General features: G+C 42.4%; 21 protein-coding genes. 5 read left to right on the top strand and 16 right to left on the bottom strand.

Annotated features, from left to right (window positions below; genetic code table 11):
- Positions 1-42: 42 nt before the first annotated feature.
- The 13 genes from murG to ilvI all read right to left on the bottom strand — a co-directional run bounded on the left by murG (position 43) and on the right by ilvI (position 14,969).
- The gene (gene murG / locus EAE91_RS00625; protein ID WP_214086813.1) at positions 43-1,110 is read right to left on the bottom strand and encodes an undecaprenyldiphospho-muramoylpentapeptide beta-N-acetylglucosaminyltransferase; all 1,068 of its coding nucleotides are present in this window, start codon (positions 1,108-1,110) and stop codon (positions 43-45) included.
- The gene (gene ftsW / locus EAE91_RS00620) at positions 1,107-2,300 is read right to left on the bottom strand and encodes a cell division protein FtsW (RefSeq protein WP_214086812.1); all 1,194 of its coding nucleotides are present in this window, start codon (positions 2,298-2,300) and stop codon (positions 1,107-1,109) included. The genes murG and ftsW overlap by 4 nt, the downstream gene beginning before the upstream one ends.
- Positions 2,300-3,610, bottom strand: a complete 1,311-nt coding sequence (gene murD, locus EAE91_RS00615; RefSeq protein WP_214087036.1) for a UDP-N-acetylmuramoyl-L-alanine--D-glutamate ligase — start codon at positions 3,608-3,610, stop codon at positions 2,300-2,302. The genes ftsW and murD overlap by 1 nt, the downstream gene beginning before the upstream one ends.
- Positions 3,611-3,612: 2 nt before the next feature.
- Complete coding sequence (mraY, locus tag EAE91_RS00610; RefSeq protein WP_036777487.1) at positions 3,613-4,695, bottom strand: phospho-N-acetylmuramoyl-pentapeptide-transferase; 1,083 nt, start codon at positions 4,693-4,695, stop codon at positions 3,613-3,615.
- Entirely contained in the window at positions 4,689-6,068 is a 1,380-nt protein-coding gene (murF, locus tag EAE91_RS00605) for a UDP-N-acetylmuramoyl-tripeptide--D-alanyl-D-alanine ligase (RefSeq protein ID WP_214086811.1), read from the bottom strand. Before murF ends, mraY begins: the two co-directional genes overlap by 7 nt.
- Positions 6,065-7,552, bottom strand: a complete 1,488-nt coding sequence (gene murE, locus EAE91_RS00600) for a UDP-N-acetylmuramoyl-L-alanyl-D-glutamate--2,6-diaminopimelate ligase (RefSeq protein WP_214086810.1) — start codon at positions 7,550-7,552, stop codon at positions 6,065-6,067. The genes murF and murE overlap by 4 nt, the downstream gene beginning before the upstream one ends.
- Positions 7,539-9,305: a peptidoglycan glycosyltransferase FtsI gene (locus EAE91_RS00595; protein WP_214086809.1), complete on the bottom strand. Its 1,767-nt coding sequence runs from the start codon at positions 9,303-9,305 to the stop codon at positions 7,539-7,541. The genes murE and EAE91_RS00595 overlap by 14 nt, the downstream gene beginning before the upstream one ends.
- A gap of 27 nt (positions 9,306-9,332) precedes the next feature.
- On the bottom strand, positions 9,333-9,653 hold the full coding sequence (gene ftsL, locus EAE91_RS00590; RefSeq protein ID WP_036777482.1) for a cell division protein FtsL: 321 nt from the start codon (positions 9,651-9,653) through the stop codon (positions 9,333-9,335).
- On the bottom strand, positions 9,650-10,594 hold the full coding sequence (rsmH, locus tag EAE91_RS00585) for a 16S rRNA (cytosine(1402)-N(4))-methyltransferase RsmH (RefSeq protein ID WP_214086808.1): 945 nt from the start codon (positions 10,592-10,594) through the stop codon (positions 9,650-9,652). The genes ftsL and rsmH overlap by 4 nt, the downstream gene beginning before the upstream one ends.
- Before the next feature lie 2 nt (positions 10,595-10,596).
- Positions 10,597-11,055 (bottom strand): division/cell wall cluster transcriptional repressor MraZ, encoded by a 459-nt coding sequence (gene mraZ / locus EAE91_RS00580; RefSeq protein ID WP_214086807.1) that lies wholly within the window; start codon positions 11,053-11,055, stop codon positions 10,597-10,599.
- Between the two features lie 598 nt (positions 11,056-11,653).
- The gene (gene cra, locus EAE91_RS00575) at positions 11,654-12,661 is read right to left on the bottom strand and encodes a catabolite repressor/activator (RefSeq protein WP_214086806.1); all 1,008 of its coding nucleotides are present in this window, start codon (positions 12,659-12,661) and stop codon (positions 11,654-11,656) included.
- Between the two features lie 86 nt (positions 12,662-12,747).
- On the bottom strand, positions 12,748-13,239 hold the full coding sequence (gene ilvN / locus EAE91_RS00570) for an acetolactate synthase small subunit (RefSeq protein WP_181147808.1): 492 nt from the start codon (positions 13,237-13,239) through the stop codon (positions 12,748-12,750).
- 2 nt (positions 13,240-13,241) lie between these two features.
- Positions 13,242-14,969 carry an acetolactate synthase 3 large subunit gene (gene ilvI, locus EAE91_RS00565; RefSeq protein ID WP_214086805.1) on the bottom strand — a complete coding sequence of 576 codons (1,728 nt, stop codon included), beginning with the start codon at positions 14,967-14,969 and terminating at the stop codon, positions 13,242-13,244.
- Between the two features lie 750 nt (positions 14,970-15,719).
- On the opposite strand from ilvI, the gene EAE91_RS00560 reads away from it, so the two are divergent.
- From EAE91_RS00560 to EAE91_RS00550, 3 genes are read left to right on the top strand one after another with little or no spacing between them, the layout of a single operon-like run.
- Positions 15,720-15,914 (top strand): hypothetical protein, encoded by a 195-nt coding sequence (locus EAE91_RS00560; protein WP_214086804.1) that lies wholly within the window; start codon positions 15,720-15,722, stop codon positions 15,912-15,914.
- Positions 15,896-16,993: a hypothetical protein gene (locus EAE91_RS00555; protein WP_214086803.1), complete on the top strand. Its 1,098-nt coding sequence runs from the start codon at positions 15,896-15,898 to the stop codon at positions 16,991-16,993. Before EAE91_RS00560 ends, EAE91_RS00555 begins: the two co-directional genes overlap by 19 nt.
- 9 nt (positions 16,994-17,002) lie before the next feature.
- A complete protein-coding gene (locus tag EAE91_RS00550) occupies positions 17,003-17,629 on the top strand; it encodes a tetratricopeptide repeat protein (protein WP_214086802.1) in 627 nt (208 codons plus the stop codon).
- 154 nt (positions 17,630-17,783) lie between these two features.
- Here the strand turns inward: EAE91_RS00550 and EAE91_RS00545 are convergent, their stop codons facing one another.
- The 3 genes from EAE91_RS00545 to leuO all read right to left on the bottom strand — a co-directional run bounded on the left by EAE91_RS00545 (position 17,784) and on the right by leuO (position 21,677).
- A complete protein-coding gene (locus tag EAE91_RS00545) occupies positions 17,784-18,350 on the bottom strand; it encodes an RBBP9/YdeN family alpha/beta hydrolase (protein ID WP_214086801.1) in 567 nt (188 codons plus the stop codon).
- Positions 18,351-18,695: 345 nt separating this feature from the next.
- On the bottom strand, positions 18,696-20,495 hold the full coding sequence (locus EAE91_RS00540; protein WP_214087035.1) for an AMP-dependent synthetase/ligase: 1,800 nt from the start codon (positions 20,493-20,495) through the stop codon (positions 18,696-18,698).
- Between the two features lie 237 nt (positions 20,496-20,732).
- Entirely contained in the window at positions 20,733-21,677 is a 945-nt protein-coding gene (leuO, locus tag EAE91_RS00535) for a transcriptional regulator LeuO (protein ID WP_214086800.1), read from the bottom strand.
- Positions 21,678-22,634: 957 nt separating this feature from the next.
- Here leuO and leuA point away from each other — a divergent pair.
- Positions 22,635-24,197: a 2-isopropylmalate synthase gene (leuA, locus tag EAE91_RS00525; protein ID WP_214086799.1), complete on the top strand. Its 1,563-nt coding sequence runs from the start codon at positions 22,635-22,637 to the stop codon at positions 24,195-24,197.
- Positions 24,198-24,199: 2 nt separating this feature from the next.
- A complete protein-coding gene (gene leuB / locus EAE91_RS00520) occupies positions 24,200-25,291 on the top strand; it encodes a 3-isopropylmalate dehydrogenase (RefSeq protein WP_214086798.1) in 1,092 nt (363 codons plus the stop codon).
- The last annotated feature ends 1 nt before the right edge of the window (position 25,292 follow it).

Below are 25,292 nucleotides of genomic sequence, written 5' to 3'. Positions count from 1 at the left end.
CTATATATGTTTGCTTTACCGCCCTTTTTAAGGCGGTCTAAATCATTTCTTTGCCGCATCGATTAATGCCGCCGAAACTCGCTCAGTTGCATCAACAATTGCTGCTGAACGGGCTTTTTCCGCCATTTCCAACAATTGTGGCCGTTGCCACTGAGTTAACAATTCGATTACTGCATCCACCGTAAATTGTGGTTGCTCCAGTATTTTTGCAGCGCCAACCTTTTCTAGAGGTAACGCATTCCAGTATTGCTGACGATCTTTATGCTGAAATGGCACAAAAATCCCCGGTAATCCCGCAGCAGACACTTCACTCACCGTCAACGCGCCAGAACGACAAATCACCACATCAGCCCAGGCATAAGCTTGTGCCATATCGTCAATAAATTCAGTAATCTTATGTTCGCATTTAACTGAATTGTTGTAGGCATTCTGCACACTTTCTTTAGCCCCTTTGCCTGTCTGATGCCAAAGAGTCATTTTATCACCCATACGGGCAGCAATTTCAGGCATTGTCTGGTTCAGAATTCTCGCCCCCTGACTGCCGCCAACAACCAGAACCCGAATCGGACCTTCACGCCCTGTCAAACGTTGTTTAGGTATAGGCAGTGCCAACACATCTTCGCGGACAGGGTTACCAACAACGGGTGCTTTCGGAAATGCACCGGGAAATGCTTGTAAAACAGTCGTAGCAATTTTAGCCAGCCACCGGTTTGTCAGCCCGGCAATACCATTCTGCTCATGCAACACAACCGGAATACCGCACATCCATGCAGCAATACCGCCGGGACCAGAAACATATCCCCCCATGCCAAGCACGACATCTGGCTGATAGCGACGTATAATCGCCTTTGCCTGACGGATTGCTTTGAAAATTCGGACCGGGGCAGCTAACAATGCTTTGATCCCTTTACCTCGCAGACCAGAAATCTGAATAAATTCAATGTCAATACCATGTTTCGGTACTAAATCGGCTTCCATACGATCCGCTGTTCCCAACCAGAGAACGTCCCAGCCCTGGTCTTTTAAATGATGAGCTACAGCCAACCCTGGGAAGACATGCCCTCCGGTTCCACCTGCCATCACCATCAAACGCCGGGTTTTGCCACTCATCGGGGGCTCCTTACAAACGCCTGAGCTTTTGCCAAGCGTGTCTCAAAATCAATTCTTAATAGCAATACGATAGCTGTCGACATAATCAGCAAACTTGAACCACCGTAACTAATCAAAGGTAAAGTCAAACCTTTAGTCGGTAACATACCTGCGGCGGCCCCAACGTTAACCAGAGCCTGAAAACTGAACCAGATACCTACCGAACAAGCCAGAAAACCTGAAAAACGCTGATCCATCTGTAATGCGCGACGACCTATCGTCATTGCGCGAAAAGCGACGAAGAATATCATTAACAACACCAAAACCACACCTACGTAGCCTAATTCTTCTGCCAAAACAGAGAAAATAAAGTCAGTATGTGCTTCCGGCAGGTATTCCAGTTTCTGTATTGAATTTCCTAGTCCTTGCCCTAAAAATTCCCCACGACCAAAAGCCATCAAAGATTGCGTTAATTGATAACCTTTGCCATATGGATCTTCCCAAGGGTCCAGAAAGGAAGTTACACGGCGTATACGGTAAGGTTCAGCAATGATTAACAGAACCACCGCGAATACCCCTGAACCAATAATCGCGAGAAACTGCCATAACTTTGCCCCGGCCAGAAATAGCATTGCCAACGTTGTTACAAACAGTACAACCACCGTTCCCAAGTCAGGTTGAGCCAGAAGTAACACCGCTAACACAACCATCACGCCCATTGGCTTACAAAATCCCCAAAAGTTATTCCGTACTTCCTCTACTTTGCGTACCAAATAACTGGCGAGATAGCAAAATAGAGAAAGTTTCGATAACTCAGCAGGTTGAATTCTCAAAGGCCCAATGGCAATCCAACGCGATGCTCCATTGACTGAATTCCCCACTACCAGAACAACCAGCAACAAAATAACGGAAATAAGCAACATCAAATTGCTATAACGTTGCCAGAAAGCCATCGGGATACGCAATGTGATCAATGACACCCCGAAAGCCAGCAAGAGATAAATTGCATCACGCTTAGCAAACAGAAACGGATCTTCTGCAAGACGCTGCCCAACCGGCATTGATGCTGATGTCACCATAACAAAGCCGATAATTCCCAATCCGAGTGTCAGCCAAACCAGTGTGCGATCATACAACACCATATTGGTGGCATCAGTTTCACGGCCACCAATAACCCAGTCTTTTAATCTACTGAATCCCGGAATAGACATCAGCCCAACTCCTCTGCCAGACGAGTAAACTCATGACCACGCTGTTCAAAATTACGGAACTGATCAAGACTTGCACAAGCAGGAGATAACAGCACCATGTCACCAGCCACCAGCCGCGGAGCAATATCACGTATCGCCTGTTCCATAGTTTCAGTTAAAGTCGCTATTTCCGGGCGTAGTTGCGCCAGTCGTTTCCCATCCCGACCAAAGCAGTAAAGCCGAATTTTATCCCCACAAAGGAAAGGGTTGAGCGGAGAAAAGTCTGCCGACTTACCATCACCACCTAACAGTAAATAAAGCGTGCCCTCCAAGTTCAGACCATCGAGCGCAGCTACCGTACTGCCAACATTGGTCGCCTTAGAGTCGTTAATCCAACGTACCCCGTTGTTCAAATGAACAAGCTGGAAACGATGGTTAAGCCCCGGATAAACCGTCAATGTTGCCAAACTAGCTTCACGAGGAATACCAACCACATCAGCTAAAGCCAATGCAACCACCCCATTAATATAGTTATGTCGTCCAGTCAGCTTAATTTCATTTGTCGCCAACAGTGATTGGTTGTGAACTTTTAAACAGGCATTTTCACTATCCAACTGGTAGTCACCACAATCGACACCAAAGCTGACACAGCGACTGTCCATACCCGTTTCAGGCAGTGTCAGGGGATCTTGAGCATTTACAATGCATCTTTTCGCTTGATGATAAATCCTCAATTTAGCCGCCCGGTACTGAGATACTCCCTGAGGGTAGCGATCCATATGGTCCTCAGTCACATTAAGCACAGCGGCGGCGGCTGCGTTCAGGCTATATGTGGTTTCCAACTGGAAACTGGAGAGCTCTAAGACATAAAGCTGACAAGATTTCTTCAACAATTCTAATGCAGGCAGGCCAATATTACCGCCAACACCCACCTGCCAATTAGCCGCTTTCGCCATTTCACCGACAAGACTGGTAACGGTACTTTTACCATTAGAGCCCGTAATGGCGACGATTGGGGCTGTTGCTTCACGGCAAAACAACTCGATATCACCAACAATTTCGATACCTGCATTAGCCGCAGCCTGCAATTCCGCCGTTGCCAAAGCAACGCCTGGGCTTACAACAATCAAGTCAGCATCCATCAACCAACCCGTATTCAGGCTTCCACTGTGACACTCAACACCATCGGGCAGTTTATCCTTGCCGGGTGGTACCGCACGAGTATCCATCACACGAGGGATCACGCCTCGTGTCATAAAAAAGTCAACACAGGAGAGACCTGTCAGCCCCAACCCGATAATGACGACTTTTTTACCCAAATAATCCGCCATGATTAACGTACCTTCAATGTTGCCAAGCCAATCAGCACTAGCATCAGAGAAATAATCCAAAAACGCACAATAACACGCGGTTCTGGCCAGCCTTTCAATTCATAGTGATGGTGAATAGGTGCCATACGGAAAATACGCTGCCCGCGCAGTTTAAAAGAACCCACCTGTAAAATAACTGACAGGGTTTCTACCACAAATACACCACCCATAATCACCAGTAGAAACTCCTGGCGTAACAACACAGCAATCGTCCCCAGTGCACCACCTAATGCCAAAGAACCGACATCCCCCATGAAAACCTGAGCCGGGTAAGTGTTAAACCACAAGAAACCTAACCCCGCGCCAACAATCGCAGTACAGACGATAACCAGCTCGCCAGCATGACTCAGATAAGGGATATGCAGATAGTTAGCAAAGTTGACGTTACCTGTTGCCCATGCCACCAAAGCAAAGCCCGCCGCGACAAAAACGGTTGGCATAATTGCCAAACCATCCAATCCGTCCGTCAGATTCACCGCATTACTGGTTCCGACAATTACAAAGTAGGTCAACAGAATGTAAAGCACACCCAGTTGCGGCATCACATCTTTAAAGAATGGCACGACCAATTGCGTTGCCGGAGTATCTTTACCAACGCTGTACATTGCAAACGCCACCCCTAATGCCAGAACGGACTGCCAGAAATACTTCCAGCGGGCAATCAACCCCTTAGTATCTTTGCGCACGACTTTGCGGTAATCATCCACAAAACCAACAATGCCGTAACCAATCAGCACAATCAGCACGCACCAAACATAGGGGTTATTCAAGCGTACCCACAACAGTGTAGAAATCGTAATTGAAAGTAAGATCAGCAAACCACCCATTGTCGGCGTACCACGTTTGCTAAAGTGAGACTCCGGCCCATCATTGCGAACAACCTGCCCAATTTGTAATTTTTGCAGGAAGGCGATCATGCGCGGACCCATCCACAATGCGATAGCCAAAGCAGTCAGCAGGCTGACGATAGCCCTAAACGTCAAGTAAGAAAAGACGTTAAAGCCGGTGTGATATTTGACCAAATATTCGGCCAGCCAAACTAACATGTGAAGCTCTCCTGTAATGCGTAGACAACATCTTCCATCGTGGTATTGCGCGAACCTTTAACTAACACTGAAATAACTTTGTGTTGTTGTAATAGTGGAACCAATGTTGCGATCAATGCGGCTTTATCCGCAAAATGCTGACCACAACCACTTGCCTCACTAACATGAACACTTAATTTGCCGACACTGAACACACTATCAATACCGCAAGAAGCTGCGGTTTCACCAATCTGACGATGGTAATCTTCTGACTGTTCACCTAATGCCCCTATATCGCCAACAACCAACACTCGGTAACCCGGCATCTGTGATAACACCTGAACCGCAACGGTCATTGAACCAACATTGGCGTTATACGTGTCATCAAGCAGCAATTTTCCTTCTGCCAGATTGATTGGAAACAATCGCCCTGGTACCGCTTTCAGCTCCAATAAGCCCGAACGAATATCTCGTAAGGTTGCACCAACAGAGATTGCCAACGCACTGGCCGCTAACGCATTGGCGACATTGTGTTTCCCAGGCAACGGCAAGTTGATTTCTATGCTGCCAATAGGCGTATGCAGACAAAAATCCGTCGTCAGTTGTTTAACCTGAATATCCGTAGCGTAAAAATCAGCGCCTGATGCTTGTTGCATGGAAAAACGCTGTACGGTTTTGTCACCAATAACCTGTTGCCAATGAGTCCAATCATTGCTTTCCAGATTGATAATCGCCGTACCTTTTTCTGTAAGGCCGGTAAAAATCTCGCCCTTAGCTTTTGCAATACTCGCAAGAGAACCAAAATCCGCTAAATGCGCAGCAAACAGGTTATTAACTAATGCCGTTTCTGGCCGAACCATTTCTACGGTATAGGCAATTTCACCAACATGGCTTGCACCTAATTCAACCACAGCAAACTCATGTTGTTCTGTTAGTCTGAACAATGTCAGCGGTACGCCAATATCATTATTCAGGTTACCTGCGGTATAGAGCGTGTTGCCACATTGGCGCAAAATCGCCGCAGTCATCTCTTTCACCGATGTTTTGCCAGACGAACCTGTCAACGCAACGACACGAGCATTACTCTGTTGGCGAACCCAACCTGCTAATTTACCCATTGCCAAACGAGTATCTTTAACCACGACCTGTGGAAAGTTAACATCCAACACACGGCTGACAAGCAAAGCACCGGCACCGGCTTTTACTGCATCAGCAAAAAAATCATGAGCATCAAAACGCTCACCTTTCAAGGCAATAAACAGACTACCATTTCCAACCTGACGGCTGTCAGTAGTCACATTACTGATACAAATATTTGCTGCCTGCTGTTCAGTCACCTGATTCAATACGCCATTCGTGACTTGTGCCAGTTGTTGCAAAGTGAGGGAAATCATGCAATCACCCCTAATAACCGAGCAACAGTTAACCGATCCGAATAATCCAAGCGACGATGGCCGACCAATTGATAATCTTCATGGCCTTTACCCGCTATCAATACAACATCATCTGCTTTTGCCTGCATAATAGCGCTGGTTACTGCTTCAACACGGCCATGAACCGCTATCACCCTCCCCGGATCAAGAAAACCCGTCAGAATGTCAGCAACAATTGCCTGTGGTTCTTCATTACGCGGATTATCATCAGTAACAATCACATAATCGGCCCACTGTTCTGCAACGCTCCCCATCAATGGGCGTTTACCTTTATCACGATCACCACCACAACCGAAAACACACCACAGCTTACCTTGACAATGCAAACGTGCAGCCATTAAAGCTTTTTCCAGCGCATCAGGTGTGTGAGCATAATCAACAACGACAACTGGTTTGCCCGGTGCAGTGAATACTTCCATTCGTCCACAAACAGGTTCCAAGCAGGAAGCTGTTGCAAGCAATTTTTCCAACGGATAATCCAGAGCTAATAGAGTGGAAAGTGCCAACAATAGGTTGCTGACATTAAATGCCCCCATTAGGGAACTATCAATTGTACCGCCCCCCCAACTGGACTCGAAGGTGATAGATACCCCTTTATCGTGATACTTTATTTCACGTGCCGCTAACCAACGGCCCTGCCAATTTTCTGGCAGACGGTTTTCCATCGTTACCGCAACTGCTTGTGGTAAATGGGATAACCATTTCAATCCAATCTCATCATCAGCATTAATGATTTGTCGCTTCACATTATGAGTGGAAAATAGCAGCCATTTAGCGGCTTCGTAGTGTTCCATATCACCGTGATAATCAAGATGGTCACGGCTCAAATTGGTAAACACTGCCGCCTCAAATGGCAACGCAGCCACACGCCCCTGGACCAGTCCATGAGAAGAGACTTCCATTGCCGCAAAAGTCGCCCCTTGCCGAACAAGTTGTTGCAAATCCAGTTGGATATCAACAGCAGAGCCTGTGGTATTTTCACTTGGTGCCACACGCCCCAGTAAACCATTGCCAACAGTTCCCATCACGGCACTGGTTTCACCTAATCCGTGGCTCCACTGCGCAATTAATTGAGTAGTGGTTGTTTTACCATTGGTTCCGGTTACACCAATCAAGCGCAATTTATCACCAGGGTGACAATAAAACTCACCAGCTAACTGTGACAACTTATTATTCAAATCGTTCACATAAACAACCGGAACACCATGCATAATTTGTACGGTTCCGTTATCAACCTCACCCTGGGCTTCTGCAATAACCGCCGCAACCCCTTGTGCAATGGCTTGAGGAATGTAGTGTCGACCATCTGTCTGGTGCCCTTTAATAGCAACAAACAGATCTCCGGCAGACGATTTACGGCTGTCCAATGTCATTTCGCGTAACTCACGCACTGGGGCATCAATACCCAACGGCGCGAGTAAATCGCGTAGATTACGATCTGCCACCTGTATCCTCTTTCTTATTAATCACAAATTCGTTTTTATCACCTGCTGCCAAAGCATCTGGTTCCACATTCATGATGCGTAGAACACCCCCCATAATGGCACCAAATACTGGCGCAGAAACCACACCGCCGTAATACTTACCTGTCAGTGGATCATTAATGATCACAACCAGTGCAAATCTTGGGTTACTTGCAGGGGCAATACCTGCGGCGTAAGAGATATATCGACTAGCGTATTTGCCATCCGGCCCGACTTTCTTGGCGGTACCCGTCTTGATTGCAATCCGATAACCTTTTATCGCAGCTCGCACTCCGCCGCCGCCGGGCAGAGCCACACTTTCCATCATATGAACGACTGTTCGCATGATAGGCTCAGGAAATACTCTTGTGCCTGGCACAGGTGGATCAACTTTGGTAATTGACAGAGGACGATAAATACCCAAGCTACCAATCGTTGCATAGACCCGCGCTAACTGTAATGGTGTTACCATCAGCCCATAACCGTAAGAAAAGGTCGCTCTATCAAGATCTGACCACCGCTGTTTTCCTGTTGGATATAAGCCACTGCTTTCTCCAACCAACCCCAGATTGGTCGCCTTTCCTAACCCAAAGCGTGAATAAACATCCACCAATTCCGTCGCAGGCATCGCTAACGCTAGCTTAGAAACACCGACGTTACTCGATTTTTGTAAAATACCAGTGATAGATAATTCTGGATAACGGGATACATCTCTAATTTCTTTACCGCTTATCCTAAAAGGTATTGTATTAATAACCGTATTTTCTTTGATGATACCATCATTCAGCGCAGCCATTACTACCATCGGCTTAACAGTGGAACCTGGCTCGAAAATATCGGTGATAGCCCGGTTGCGCATCGCTTCTTTTGGTGTATTGACGAGATTATTGGGGTTATAAGACGGGCTGTTTGCCATTGCCAGCACTTCTCCGGTATTAACATCGACTAATACCGCTGTACCGGATTCTGCTTTGTTAAAGGCCACCGCATTGGTTAATTCGCGGTAAACCAGAGCCTGTAAACGCTCATCAATACTCAATACCAGATTATGCGCCGCCAGACTATCAACAGATGAAATATCTTCGATGACACGGCCAAAGCGGTCTTTACGTACAGTCCGCTCACCCGGTTGACCAGTCAGCCAACGATCAAAACTTTTTTCTACGCCTTCAATACCCTGACCATCAACGTTGGTCACGCCAATAATATGTGCCGTTACTTGACCTGCCGGATAATAACGCCGGGATTCCTGACGCAAATAAATTCCCGGCAATTTCAGTTTATGGATGTAATCGCCAACCGATGGATTAATCTGACGCGCTAAATAAACAAAACGACCTTTCGGATTAGCACTAACTTTGTCGGTAAGTTGCTCAAGAGGCAAATTAATGGCATCAGATAAAGCTTTCCAGCGGGTATCATCCGTAATCCCCCCTTTTTCAAATACCTCTTTCGGATCTGCCCACACAGCATTGACTGGAACGCTGACAGCCAGAGGTCTCCCCATACGGTCACTGATCATACCGCGAGCGGTAGGAATTGATTGCACCCGCAGGGAACGCAAATCACCTTCTTTAACCAGTTGATCCGGGTTGATGACCTGCAAATAAGTCACCCTCAGCAATAAGCCAATTAAAGCTACGGCAATCCCCCCGCACAACAAAGCAAAACGCCAGCTAACAAAACTGGCTTTATCTTCTTGCCGTTTTAATTTCACGGAGCGTGCTGCTTTCATCGCTTACCTTTTAATAATTAAATTAACTCACTGTGAAACAACAATGTTTTCCTGAGCAGGGTTAACATGCTGCATATGCATTTTTTCAACAGCTATCCGCTCAACTCGGCTGTGATCACCTAAGGCATTTTCTTCGAGGATCAGATTGCGCCACTCGATATCTAATGCATCTCGTTCCACGACCAAATGTTCTCTTTCTGCCGTCAACAAGCGGGTTTCATGTGCAATGGTAACAACGACTATGGCCGAAACCAGTACAGCGACTAGAAGAATTAACGGTATTTTGGCATTCTTGAGTAAATCGTTGCCGATAATACTGGTTAATCCGTGACGTTCACCTGCCATTATTCACTAACTTTTTCAGCAAAACGCAAAACAGAACTGCGAGCCCGTGGGTTATCAGCCACTTCTTCCTCTGAAGGTTTCATCTTGCCAATCGATTTCAAGCTGCGTCCACCTTGCGCTTTCAGTTGATCTTCTGTTAATGGCAATCCTGCTGGCACCTGTGGTCCTCGACTATTCTGACGAATAAATCGTTTAACAATACGATCTTCCAGCGAATGGAAACTGATAACTGAAAGTCTCCCCTGTGGCGCAAGCACTTGTAATGCCCCCTCCAGCGCCTGTTCAATCTCTTCCAGCTCACTGTTGATATAAATCCTAATAGCCTGGAAACTCCTGGTTGCCGGATGCTTATGTTTCTCTTTCACTGGGCTAGCTTGAGCAATCAAATCGGCTAGCGCTTTTGTTCGGGTAATTGGATCTTCCTGATTGCGTGCCACAATTGCTCTGGCAATGCGCTTGGCGAAACGCTCTTCACCAAATGTTTTCAATACCCAGGCAATATCATCTGCGGTTGCATGCATCAGCCATTCTGCTGCTGATTGCCCGCGAGTCGGGTCCATCCGCATATCTAGTGGCCCATCACGCATAAAAGAAAAACCGCGTTCCGGATCATCCAACTGAGGAGAAGAAACACCTAAATCCAGTAATACACCATCAATTTTGCCAGTCAGTCCGGCTTGTTCTGTATAGTGGGCCAATTTAGAAAATGGCCCATGTACAATCGAAAAACGGGGATCTGTGATCGCTTTTGCTACTTCAATCGCCTGCGGATCTCGATCAATTGCAATTAAACGACCTGCCGTCCCCAATTGCGACAAAATCAGACGTGAATGCCCACCACGACCAAATGTGCCGTCAATATAGATTCCATTTTCACGAATATTCAGTCCGTTGACTGCTTCATCCAGCAATACGCTGGTATGTTTAAAATGACTCTTTGCCATATTTATAGTGATAATTCCTGTAACCGTACTGATAAAGGTTCCTGTGTGGATTGCTCAGCCGCAATGTCATCCTTAACCTGTTGATACCAAGTCTGCTCATCCCACAATTCAAATTTGTTGAACTGACCAACCAGCATAACCTCTTTGACTAGCCCGGCATGCTGGCGCAATGTACTAGCGAGTAAAAGACGTCCTGCACTATCCATCTGGCATTCACTGGCATGACCTAAAAGCAAACGTTGCACCCGACGCTCCGCCGGATTCATGCTGGATAAGCGAGAAAGTTTTTCTTCAATAATTTCCCATTCAGATAATGTATAGAGCAACAAGCACGGCTGATGAAGGTCAATGGTACAAACCATTTGCCCTTGCGATTCCTCATTTAGCATAGCCCGGTATCGGGTAGGTACGGTAAGCCGCCCCTTGCTATCGAGATTTATCTGCGTTGCTCCACGAAACATCCTCAGGTCGCCCCTGGTGATCAAAAATTACCACTTTATCCCACTAATCCCCACAATAAGGAGTTTACGGATGGGACGAAAACCTTGTCAAGCCAGAGCCGATGCGCTTTAGCTATATTTGATGGCAGGATTTTGGCAATTGGGAGGCATAATTATTAAATTTAGCAATATCAATAATAATTAACACCATGATAATTCTGAATAATTTTACAAGCATAGGGAGAGTAAATGTTTATGACAAAATAATGAAAAAATAGTTGTGTGATTAATTTATTTACATAATTTACATTTCATTACTATTTAACCATTGTACAGAAACATTTATCATTTCATTTGATGCATTTAACATTAAAGCTCGCTAGCAACAAAAAATCATCAAAATAAATATTATTAAAATCAATTTAATATATAAAATACGGTAAAAAGACAGGGGTAAATAGACAAATCTCAAACTCACATTAAGTGCTGTTCCATGCTCTTTTTCCTACTGAATAATTTATGTATGAACGAAATTGCTATTTGAGCGCGTTAAAACGCTTCTTTTAAGGCAGATTTGACAACCAAAACCCCTCATCAGAAAATTAATGAGGGGTTTTTATCATATTTTTCGACTCAAGCTTCCTCGACGACATAAGTCGCGATGTATCCGTGTGATACCTGGCCCTGGCTTCTGCTTTTCATCCAGACTTGCTAGCACCAGTTCCAATACCCGTTCAGCAATTTCACGATGACGCTGCGCTACAGAGAGCACTGGGCATTCAAGGAAATCCAATAACTCATGATCACCAAAAGTCGCAATAACCAATTGATTTGGTAAACGGCCGCTGTGTTTAAGGGTAACATCCATGACCCCTTGTAACAGGGCAAAAGAGGTGGTGAACAACGCTTGTGGCATTGGATGAGTTTCCAGCCATTTGGTGAACACTTCAGCAGCCGCATCACGTTCATAGCTGTTTGAATAAAGATACATCACTTTACGAGGGTCATCTTTCCATGCTTCACGGAATCCCTGCTCACGCAGAAAACTGACTGATAGTTCAGGTAATGCACCAAGATAGAGCACAGATTCAGCCGGAAATTGACGAAATTCTTGTGCCAACATCTTTGCATCTTCAAAATCATCACCCACAACGCTGATAAAGCGTTCATTTTCAAGTGCCCGATCGAGAGCAATAATAGGCAAAGAACGATTTGCCCAGCGTTGATAAAAAGGATGCTCCGGCGGTAATGCGGTAGAAACAATAATTGCATCCACCTGACGTTGTAACAAATGTTCAACACAGCGCATTTCATTATCAGGTTGGTCTTCCGAACAGGCTATCAATAACTGATAACCACGTTGACGAGCCTGACGTTCCAAATAATTAGCAATACGGGTATAGCTGGTATTTTCTAAATCTGGAATAACCAAACCAATAGAACGGGTACGTCCTGCACGGAGACCGGCTGCCACAGCATTAGGATGGTAATTATGCTCTCTAACCACTGCCATCACTTTTTCTACCGTTTTGTCACTGACACGGTATTGCTTGGCTTTACCATTAATTACATAACTGGCCGTTGTGCGTGAAACACCTGCAAGGCGGGCGATTTCATCCAGTTTCACATTAACTCCTTATAGACCCCAAAAAGGCCCTACTCTATCGCAGAGCCTGATAAATGTATGCATATTGCCCCGCAGTTTGCGATTTTTTATCGCATAATTTTATCCCCGCGAGATACGCCGACAATACCTGAACGAGCAACTTCAACAATTTCAGCAACATCTCGAACCGCATCAAGAAATGCATCCAATTTATCGCTGGTTCCTACCAATTGCACGGTATATAAGGTCGAAGTCACATCGATGATCTGCCCACGGAAGATGTCAGTACTGCGTTTGATCTCCTCACGCCCATATCCGCTGGCCTGTAATTTGACTAACATGATCTCACGCTCTACGTGAGAACCTGATGCCAACTCGCTGACTCGTAACACATCCACCAGCTTGTGCAACTGTTTTTCAATCTGCTCAAGTACCCTTGCATCGCCTTTAGTCTGAATTGTCATCCGCGATAATGTCGGATCATCAGTTGGGGCGACAGTTAAACTTTCAATGTTGTAGCCACGTTGGGAAAACAGGCCAACAACCCGGGACAAAGCCCCTGATTCGTTTTCAAGTAATACAGATAAAATCCGGCGCATAATCAGGTTCTCTCCGTTTTGCTTAACCACATTTCATCCATTGCTCCTCCACGGATCTGCATAGGATATACATGTTCAGTTTCATCCACAGTGATATCAACAAATACCAGCCGTTGATTTTCAGTCACCTCTTTCAAGGCTTCGGCCAATTTACTTTCCAATTCATCATAACGTTGAATAGAAATGCCAACATGACCATAAGCCTCAGCCAATTTGACAAAATCAGGCAAGGATTCCATATAAGATTGAGAGTGACGACCGGCATAAATCATATCTTGCCATTGTCTTATCATCCCCAAGAAACGATTATTCAAGTTCAGAACCAGTACCGGCAACCCATATTGCAACGCGGTAGACAGCTCCTGAATATTCATCTGAATACTGCCATCCCCGGTAACACAGACAACCGTCGCTTCCGGTTTCGCCAGTTTAACGCCCAAAGCCGCCGGTAAACCAAATCCCATCGTTCCCAAACCACCGGAACTGATCCAACGCCTTGGTTTATCAAATGGGTAATGCAATGCAACAAACATCTGATGTTGCCCAACATCTGAAGTAACATAAGCTTCCCCCTTCGTCAGACGATAGAGAACCTCGATAGCCGCTTGTGGTTTAATTTTTTCACCACTGCGATCAAAACTGAGACATTTACGGCTACGCCATTGCTGAATAGATAACCACCAATCTTTTAGCGCATCGGGATCTTGTGTGTCTTCTACTGTCTCCAGCAGCGCCAGCATTTGTCCAAGCACCTGTTTAGCATCACCAACAATAGGTACATCTGCGGAAACCGTTTTCGAAATTGATGTCGGATCAATATCAATATGTAATACCGTTGCTTCCGGGCAATATTTCTCCAGATTATTGGTAGTTCGATCATCAAAACGTACACCGACAGCAAAAATGACATCTGAATTATGGATTGCTTTATTAGCTTCAAATGTACCATGCATACCGAGCATCCCCAGACTTTGCGGATGAGTTGCAGGAAAACAACCTAATCCCATCAGGGAGCTCACAACAGGGATATTGAATTTTTCTGCCAATACCAGTAATTCTGCTGAACAATCTGCGTTAATCGCCCCTCCGCCTACATATATAACCGGTTTTTTCGCATTCAATAATGTTTTTAATGCCCGCTTAATCTGCCCTTTGTGTCCTTGAATTGTTGGATTATAAGAGCGCATACTTATCTGATCAGGATAAATATAGGGTAATTTTACTGCCGGATTTACCGTATCTTTCGGTAAATCAATAACGACGGGCCCCGGACGACCACTGGAAGCCAGATAGAAGGCTTTTTTCAGTACCTTCGGAATATCCTCTGCTTTTTTCACTAAGAAACTGTGTTTTACGATCGGGCGGGATATCCCCACCATGTCACATTCCTGGAATGCATCATTACCAATCAACGAACTGGCGACTTGACCGGACAATACAACCATTGGAATTGAATCCATATAAGCTGTGGCAATACCGGTAATGGCATTGGTTGCTCCTGGACCGGAAGTGATCAATACCACACCAACCTTCCCGGTAGAACGAGCATAACCATCAGCCATATGAACTGCCCCCTGCTCATGACGTACCAGGATATGCTCAATGCCCCCAACCGTATGCAGGGCATCATAAATATCCAGTACTGCCCCCCCCGGATAACCGAATATATGCTTAACGCCCTGATCAATTAACGATCGGACGACCATTTCAGCTCCTGATAACATCTCCATAGGTTTTCCTCCAGGCTCTGTTTGCAAGTTAATAAATCGGAAGTTCCTTCCACTTTTATTTTGGTAAGACGAATGGCCTCTCAGCGATATATTGATGCTGAGTTAATTAACATAACGCTAGAAACGGGTGTTAGCAATGTGAGTACAAGGCAGAAGAGCAACTTTCTGACAATTCAATATGTCTCTTGCAAGTGTTATCTTACTATCAAGAAGCTAAAGGTAAGTAGAATATGATTGGCTATACCTAAAAAGAACGACAACGTATAGGTATTATCCAGTATATATACGATAAAAAACTAAAAAGCAGTTTTCAAAATCGTTTAAGTCATCGAGATATGAAGCTGATAAAGGAAATGCAGACAAACGCCTCAGATAATTTGACCGTCATTTCCTCGTTTTTGGATAGCCACTGCAAATAATTGATTAGGGTAAAATTCACTTACCTCATTTTAATTAGATAATATGATGGAAGCTATTATTTTTCCTGCCGTCCCAGCCTCAACTATTCAATATTTGCCCAGAGATTTTAATGTATGATTTTTATACTCATATACGCAAATTAAATAATAAGTAAAAGATCATCTCCCAAGAAAATGATTTAAGGCTGACAATTAAATGGTAATTTAAATTAATCAGATTATTTGGTCGCAATACAATCAAACCATATCATTAAAATTATTTATAAAAGGCAATAATGAGTTATGATATAGATAGTTCAATTTTAACTTCTAATGTTTGATGGGGTCTGATTTGGCGCTTGTAGGATTAGATAAAACCCAGTGGTTACTTGCAACTAATAAATTGGGCTTAAAGGTTATGGATTTAAAGACTAAAAGTATCAAAAAAGATTTTTTCCGCCTGCCTTATGTAGGGCTGTCTGGAATACAGATAAACAACATTTCATTTCGTGCCAAGGAAACCAAGTTGTGTCCCTCAATTCAATAATCGTCCTAAGAAATATAAACGGATACAACCTAATTTATTCTACTATCATCCAATTAGATAAAAATCACCTGACTGTTAATGGTGAACAAATGACGCTAGTTGCCAATATGAACATTAATGACCATATACGCTACCCTACCGCCTCATCACTAACAATGGTATCCCAAAACCTTCAATTCTTGATGGACCTTGATATGGTTTTTCAGAAAACTATTGATTACCGGGATGGAAAAACGCAACCACCATCCTATAATTTATTAACAAATAACTGTATTGATTTTGTAAAAGACACGTTTCACAGAGAGGGAGGACATGCTGGTTACTCTGGCATTACTCTAAACTTAGAGAAGACTCCTAATCAAGTACTCAATCAAATTTTCCCAAACCCGAAAAAAGTTACGAAAACTTACATAACACCATTAGTAATTGATTTAAATGGCGATGGCGTTCAAACAGTAACCAGTGAATTAGGAGTAGTATTTGATTTTGACGGTCAAGGGCAGAAAGTCAATACAGGTTGGATCGATGCAAATGATAGCTTATTAGTCTGGGATAAAAACAATGACGGATTAATCAATAATGGCACCGAATTGTTTGGGGAAAATTCCCAACTGTCATCTGGAGTAAAAGCACAACATGGTTTTATGGCTTTAGCTGATATAGACAGCAATCAGGACGGTATTATTGATAACCAAGATGTAACTTGGAACACATTAAAAATCTGGCAGGATAGGAATTTAGACGGACTCAGTACCCCAGATGAACTTAACAGCCTTGAAGAAACCGATATTAAATCTATTCAACTAAACTATCAGGAGAGCGATTATTTTGATCTACAAGGTAATTACCACGGACTGACATCTACCGTCAACTGGTCAAATGGATATCAGACAGAGATCACGGATGTCTGGTTTAAACAGGAGCCAATATCTATACACGAAGCTGAACTAAGTAACGAATTACATAATCTAATTAATGCGATGGCCTGCTTTGTCAGCCAGCAAACAGAAGAAATTAACAACACTATCTCTGTCGGGATAACACCAATTCAACTTCTTACCGCCAACCCGATAGGATAAACTAGTAGAATGAAATATATACTTTTGCTGATAATCGTATTATTTACCAATGCATGTGCAGAACCGACGAAAACAAATATTCCTAGAACTGTATTTGATGGAATTAAATATACAGGTATGGTTAAGGAACTTCCACTGAAAGTACCGAGAACAGTTGAAGAGTTTCGGGAACTGGAAAAACAAGCTCAGAATGGTAGCGTTGATGCCTATTTTTTATTAGGAAAACTTTATACTGACAATTCATTAAAGGAATCAGAAAGGGATTACCAAAAAGCCATCGAGTATTATAGTAAGGCATTAAAGTTAGATAAAAACCATGCGGAATCTTTATATAATCTCGGCATAATTTATAGTTTTGGTTATGGAGTACAAGAAGATCAAATAAAAGCCAATGATCTACTTCAAAGAGCTGGAGATTCTGGAATAATAAATGGGTATCAGATAATAGGAGTGAATTATTTACATGGTTTAGGGAATAGCCCACAAGATTTAGAAAAGGCATTTCATTATATTAAAATAAATGCTGAAAAGGGCACCGTGGAAAAAGAAATATCTCAAGAAATAATAAATCATTGGGATGAATTTTTAATTCTAATGAGATATAAATCCATCCCATCAGTAGAAAAAAGAAACTAAAAATATACTTATAATCCCGCTCTGTATTCAGAGCGGGTTATTTTACAGTAGGCAAATGATATTTTGACAAATTATTTAAAACACACAAAATCTATCATAATTACATAAAACATGAAAAAAACTGCCATATTAATTTATATAATAAAATTCTTATTCACAACATTGAATTATTTTTTAATATCTTTTCTAGCTTAGGAAAAACAGTAAAACCGTCACGATCTAAAAAGTGCCCGCCATCAGGGAAACCATATAATTCAGCATCGAGCTGCTGACTTAAATTTAATGTAAACTGTGGAGGTACAATCTCATCATTAAGCGATAATATTACTATTCGTTGGTTTATTTTGTGTATAAGAGGACGAAAATCCAAATACTCCTCAGTAAATATACTTAATTCGGGTAAAGTCGATAATTTTTCATAAAATCCTGCAATTAATACAATCCCCCCAATATTTATATTATCAGGTAAAGATGAAATATAACGGAGTGTGGCAATACATCCCAAACTATGCCCAATAAAAAGTGTTTTTTCATTAGGATTAGGTACACTCTCCTGCAACTTTTCTTGCCATAAATGAGGTGAAGGAGCGTGAGATTCAGGCATTTCCGGCACTATTACCCGGACATTTGACCTTTCATATTGACCTTTAAGCCAAGGAAACCAATGATGATCAGGAGTCGCCATAAGGCCATGAACAATAACTACATTATCAAAATTCATCAATTCACCTCATTATACAAAACGTGTCTTATTTACTATGCATAGGCACAAGTATAAAATACTATCATTTCTTTTTTATAACCATCTTTTTCATCATATCGTTTAAAGTCAGATAATTATACCTTTCTCTAACCTATTAAATAACAAATGCTCTATTCTAGGTATAGAATGATATTAGAGAATATAATTTATCTACGATTTTTACGATTGGACTACCGATTACTCAGCTAATATTGAAATTTTTAAAACCGGATACTCCTGAGATAAATTTAAAGTAGAATATTACCGCAATACCACTTTAAATTTCCCTTGAATAGCCGGTTGCACTATATAAAATTTCAGAAATCAATCTTGATACATGGATTCAATTTCGTTATGGTAACGCTGCATAATAATTTTCCTCCTCAATTTCAGTGTTGGAGTTAACTCACCCGTTTCCATTGAAAATGGCGCTGGCAGTAATGTAAATCGTTTTACTTGATCGAAGTGAGCAAAGTTTTTCTGTATTTCTTTCAAGCGTTGCTCAAACATATTGATAATCTGACTATGACGCAGTAATTCAACCCGGTCATGATATTTGAGATTAATTGATTTTGCATACTCTTCCAATACATCATAACAAGGCACGATAAGGGCGGATACAAATTTACGAGCATCAGCAATAACAGCAACATGTTCAATAAAACGATCTTGCCCCAAAATGCTTTCTATCATTTGAGGAGCAATATATTTACCATTCGATGTTTTCATCAAGTCTTTCAGACGTTCAGTAATGAACAAATGACCATTTTCATCCAGTTTACCAGCATCACCGGTACGCAACCAACCATCTTGAGTAAATGCTTTGATGGTTTCTTGCTGATTATTGAAATAGCCTTTCATCACAATTGGGCCACGCACTTGTATCTCATCTTCTTCACCAATACGGACGTCAATACCAGGCAATGGTTTGCCAATAGAACCAAGCATATAACCTTGCTCTTCCCAACAGGAAACTGTGGCGCAAGTTTCTGTCATGCCATAGCCATATTTGATATTTATCCCAACAGCGAGAAAGAACAGAATAATCGTTTCGTCCAATCGTGCACCAGCAGCAGGTAAAAATCGAACTTTGCCCCCCAACACATTCCGTAATTTGCTCAATACTAATTTATCAGCCAGTCGATGCATTGCTGTTGACCAAGGACAGCTTTTTTTATCTTGCAATTTACGTAAAAATTGGCGCTCACCACATTTAATTGCCCAATTAAAGAGTTTTTTTCGGTGCCAAGGTGCCTGAGAAACCTTTTCAAAAATCGCACTGTAAATTTTTTCATAAAATCTCGGCACTGCGCACATCACTGTCGGGCAAACATCCGCCATAGCTTGACGAACAAAGTTAGTGTCGGTCAGATAAACATTTTGTGCCCCTACATGCATGACATAAAAACTCCATGCGCGTTCGAAGACATGGGATAATGGCAGAAAACTCAAAGAAACATCCTGATCAGTTAACGCCAGGATATGATCATGTGAATACAACTGATAGGCTAAATTACGGTAATCAAGCATGACGCCTTTAGGTTCACCAGTTGTACCAGACGTATAAATAAGCGTAAAAAGATCATCCAGATTGTGATTAGCAATACGGGTTTCCAACTCCGACTGATATTGTAATTTATTATCGGCCATGAAATCAGATAAATGCTGGGCTAATGAACAATCCCGCAAATCGACTGATTCATCTAAGACAATAATGTGACTTAACTGAGGACAACATTCTGTCAAAGTAATAGCAACATCATACTGCGCCTGCCCGCCAACAAACAGAATACGCACACCAGCATCATTAAGTATGAAACCAGCCTGTTCTTGACTACTGGTTGCATACAGAGGAACAGTGATCGCCCGAAGTTGTAATACAGCGATATCTGCCAATGACCACGCCATGCTGTTATGTGCAAAGAGGCCAATTTTTTCCTGCACATCAACACCAACCGCCAACAATGCTCGGCTAATAGCGTCGGTCTTTTTGCCAATATCATTCCAGTTTAGTTCGAGTTGTTCAGCCGGAGACCATTGGCGAAAAGCAATTTTCTCTGGGTATTGTTTGATTTGTTGTTGCAACCGGTTTATCAAGTGATAAGAATGTAAATTTTTAGTTATCACAATTTTTTTCCTGTTCGAAAAAATTTTTTCTTAATCGGAGAAAAAACAGTAATTTTATTCTCTGATAATACCTTTTCGCATCACTTATTCGCTTTTCAGCTTACAGGTGTTAGCTATTTCCTTGCAGTCTACCGATTCCTGAACAACAGGAAAAGCCTATTTAGCAAAAGTTGAAAAATTTGTGATAAAATAAAAAAACTCACCACCCTTATCCAGTAGTGAGTTTCAAGTTAATTATCTGCCACTAAGTTGACTCAACAACGATTTCATCCACTGATGCCCTTTATCTTTCGTTGTAGATTCGTGCCAAATCAAATAACACGGACGACTTACTTTATCCCACGGTAATGAAACCGCTCTTATTGCTAATTGTTCGCTATAGTGCTCAACCAACCATTTTGGCGCAATCGCAACCAAATAGGTTTGAGAGACAATATGCAACACACTATTCAAGTCGGTACCCTGATAAACCACCGAACGCAGACGTTCACCACCATCATAATAGGGAACGCTGAATGAACATATATTATCCAATGATACAACTGCATGATGTTCCTCATACAATTGCTGCTCACTAATACTATTTTCAATTCTTGGATGATGATTAGAAACAGCCAAAACCAGCTCATCATTAAATAACGGGTAATGATGAAAATCCATACGTTCTAGCTGCGTATAGCTAATGACAAACTCAGTTTCCTGGTATCTGAGCTGATGCTCAATATTATCATGCAAATATGATCTAATCGTCACACCCAAATTGGGCGTATTTTGTTTTACCTGTTCAACTATTTTTGCAGCTAGTCTAATATCTAGGGGGCTACAAATTGAGAGACTAAAAACCCTATCACTATTATCAGGTTCAAAACCAACCCCAGGTAACTCATTATATACCAGTTGTAATGCCTGACGGACTGGACCAAATAATTGATGAGCTCTTGCCGTCGGTTGTATTCCACGCCCATAACGCACAAATAATTCATCATTGAACATTAGCTTCAAACGAGAAACCGCATTACTGACCGCAGGTTGTGACATTCCTAATATCTGTGCCGCACGTGTCACATTCTGCATTTGCATAACTGCATCAAAAACAGTCAGCAGATTGAGATCCACATTACGTAAATGAATTTCATTTGGATCTTTTTTGGTTGCAGTTACTGAGGTGTATTCAGCCATTGTTTAACTCCACTAAACTCATGCAGATGATCCCGGCTAATAACAAAACATCGAAAATACCTTCATTTATTACTCAGATATTACGATGACTATAACTATTAACGAGATCAATTGTCTTAATCATTTAGATAACAAATAATTAAGACTCGTCCTTGTACAAATCTGAATACGCATAGCTAACCAGCGCATCCCCCTATTAGTGTTAAAAATATATAATTTCAATTAGTAGACAATGTAGCGCTCATTATTTATTCACAAAAAAGTACAATTACGTTAACAATTTATTCACCCTGCTATTCTGTATATGATGATAAATCAAAGAATGACACAATTCACAATAAAATTACTGACTTATTATTATTAAACAATTTTATCAGAGTTATTATATTATAGAATTATTTTTTCAAAGATATATAACATAACTTCCTATTTGCATCTATTTTTTCAATGGCAAATGATGTTTCTCCGAAAAATACAAATCCACTTCCAGCTCACCACACAAAAAATACTTAATTTTAATTAATCAGTATAATGCACTATTTTTATATAAATCTTAGCTCGTCGCTAAAGTCAAACCCGAACAAAAAAGAATAAAATAAAATCTTTTTAAATATAAACAGATCAACACTTCAATTTACTGCTATGAGAAAAGTAAAACCAAGAATCATATGCCTAAATGAATTCTTGACATCACTTTTAAGATAACGTATCAATAAAAGCATACGAATCACGAACACTCATTAATACTACTGAAAGGTTGGATCAATATGATTCACTCAATTTGTCTATTAAACCTACTACTCATCGTATCTGATATGCGCGGTATGCTGGTGGACAGAAAACAGAGTTGATTCAAAACAGAGTTGGTCCAAACCAGACATTAACAAGAAACCCGCGCCATGCGCGGGTTTTTTTTACCTGCTGGGCGCAAAAAACAACCACGAGAGGAACGTACATATGAACCAGCAAGTTATTATCTTCGACACCACGTTACGTGATGGAGAACAAGCATTACAAGCCAGCTTATGTGTGAACGAAAAGCTCCAAATTGCCTTGGCCCTGGAAAGAATGGGTGTTGATATCATGGAAGTGGGTTTTCCAGTTTCCTCTCCTGGTGATTTTGAATCTGTACAAACGATCGCTAAGCAGATAAAAAACAGCCGTGTTTGTGCCTTGGCACGTTGTGTAGAAAAAGACATCGATGTAGCCGCGGAAGCATTAAAAGTTGCGGAAGCTTTTCGAATCCACGTTTTCTTAGCCACATCCAATTTACATATTGAATCCAAGCTGAAAAAAACATTCGAAAATGTCATGGAAATGGCAGCCCAATCAATCAAACGAGCACGCCGTTACACTGATGATGTTGAATTCTCCTGTGAAGATGCCGGCCGTACACCTATTGATAATCTGTGTCGGATCGTTGAAAACGCTATCAAAGCAGGCGCAACGACTATCAATATCCCAGATACCGTCGGTTACACCACGCCATATCAATTTGGCGGCATCATCACTAACTTGATCGAACGCGTTCCTAATATTGATAAAGCAATATTATCCGTCCATTGCCACGATGATTTGGGGATGTCTGTCGCCAACTCGATCACAGCAGTACAATCCGGTGCCCGTCAGATAGAAGGGACGATAAACGGTCTGGGTGAACGTGCCGGCAACTGCTCACTGGAAGAAGTCATTATGGCGATTAAAGTCCGTCAGCAACTGTTAGGTGTTTATACTAATATCAACCATCAAGAAATTTACCGCACCAGTCAGTTGGTCAGCCAATTATGCAATATGCCGATCCCCGCGAATAAAGCAATTGTTGGTAGCAATGCATTTTCTCACTCATCCGGGATTCATCAGGACGGGGTTCTGAAAAATCGTGAAACTTACGAAATTATGACACCAGAGTCCATCGGCCTGAAAGATATTCAATTGAACCTGACTTCTCGTTCTGGCCGCGCCGCAGTGAAACATCGTATGGAAGAGATGGGATATCAGGATAAAGATTACGATCTGGATAGCTTATACGAAGCCTTTTTACGTCTGGCAGATAAAAAAGGTCAGGTATTTGACTATGATTTGGAAGCCTTAGCTTTCATGAACCTGCAACAGCAAGAACCCGAATTTTTCCATCTGGATCACTTTAATATTCAATCTGGCTCCAACGTGATGGCAACAGCCGCTGTACGTTTAGTATGTGGCAAAGAGGTGAAATCAGAAGCTGCCACAGGTAATGGCCCGATAGATGCTGTCTATCAAGCAATCAGCCGAATAACTGAATATCCAATTGAACTGGTTTCTTATCAGTTATCAGGTAAAGGCCACGGGAACAATGCACTGGGTCAGGTAAATATCGTTGTCGAATGTTTTGGACGTCGCTTCCACGGTATGGGATTGGAAACCGATATTGTTGAATCTTCTGCCAAGGCAATGATTCATGCTCTGAACTGCGTTTGGCGTACAGAGCAAGTTAAGAAAGAGAAACAACGCATACAGCAAAATACAAAGGAAATGGTGTAAACATGTCGAACAATTATCATATTGCAGTTTTACCCGGTGATGGTATTGGCCCCGAAGTTATGGCGCAGGCCTATAAGATATTGGACGCAATCCGTAAGCGTTTTAATATCCGTATCACCACCAGCGAATATGATGTGGGTGGAATTGCTATTGATCGCCACGGCTGTCCACTACCGGCAAAAACCGTAACAGGTTGTGAACAGGCTGATGCCATATTGTTCGGCTCCGTGGGAGGGCCTAAATGGGAACATTTACCACCAGCAGAACAACCTGAGCGTGGCGCACTGTTGCCATTACGCAAACACTTCAAATTATTCAGCAATTTACGCCCTGCCCGCTTATATGCCGGATTAGAAGTATTTTGTCCTTTACGCAGTGATATTGCCGCCAAAGGCTTTGATATTTTATGTGTCCGTGAATTAACCGGCGGTATCTATTTTGGTCAACCCAAAGGACGCGAAGGCCAAGGTAAATATGAACGAGCATTCGATACTGAGATTTATCACCGTTTTGAAATCGAGCGCATTGCCCGTATCGCCTTCGAATCCGCTCGCAAACGTAGTAATAAAGTTACATCTATTGATAAAGCAAATGTGTTGCAAAGTTCCGTATTGTGGCGAGAAGTTGTTACTGAGATTGCAAAAGAGTATCCAGATGTAGAAATCAATCACATGTATATTGATAACGCCACCATGCAGCTAATTAAAGATCCATCTCAGTTTGATGTGATGCTGTGCTCCAATATTTTCGGCGATATCTTATCTGATGAATGCGCCATGATTACGGGTTCAATGGGCATGTTGCCTTCCGCCAGCCTGAATGAAAAAGGTTTTGGCCTGTATGAGCCCGCAGGTGGTTCTGCACCAGATATTGCCGGAAAAGGTATTGCTAACCCGATAGCCCAAATCCTGTCTGCCGCCTTACTGTTGCGTTACAGCTTAGGTCACAATGACGCCGCAAATGCGATTGAACAGGCGGTTAATTACGCATTGGAACAGGGCCATCGCACAACAGATTTAGCCGGAAACGGTAAAGCAATTAGTACTGATGAAATAGGCAGCGCTATCGCCCGTTATATAGCCGAGGGTATTTAAC

Source organism: Photorhabdus noenieputensis (assembly GCF_018448935.1).
GTDB classification, from domain to species: domain Bacteria; phylum Pseudomonadota; class Gammaproteobacteria; order Enterobacterales; family Enterobacteriaceae; genus Photorhabdus; species Photorhabdus noenieputensis.
The sequence above is the reverse complement of the archived record's forward strand: the minus strand, read 5'-3'. Positions and strand labels throughout refer to the sequence as shown.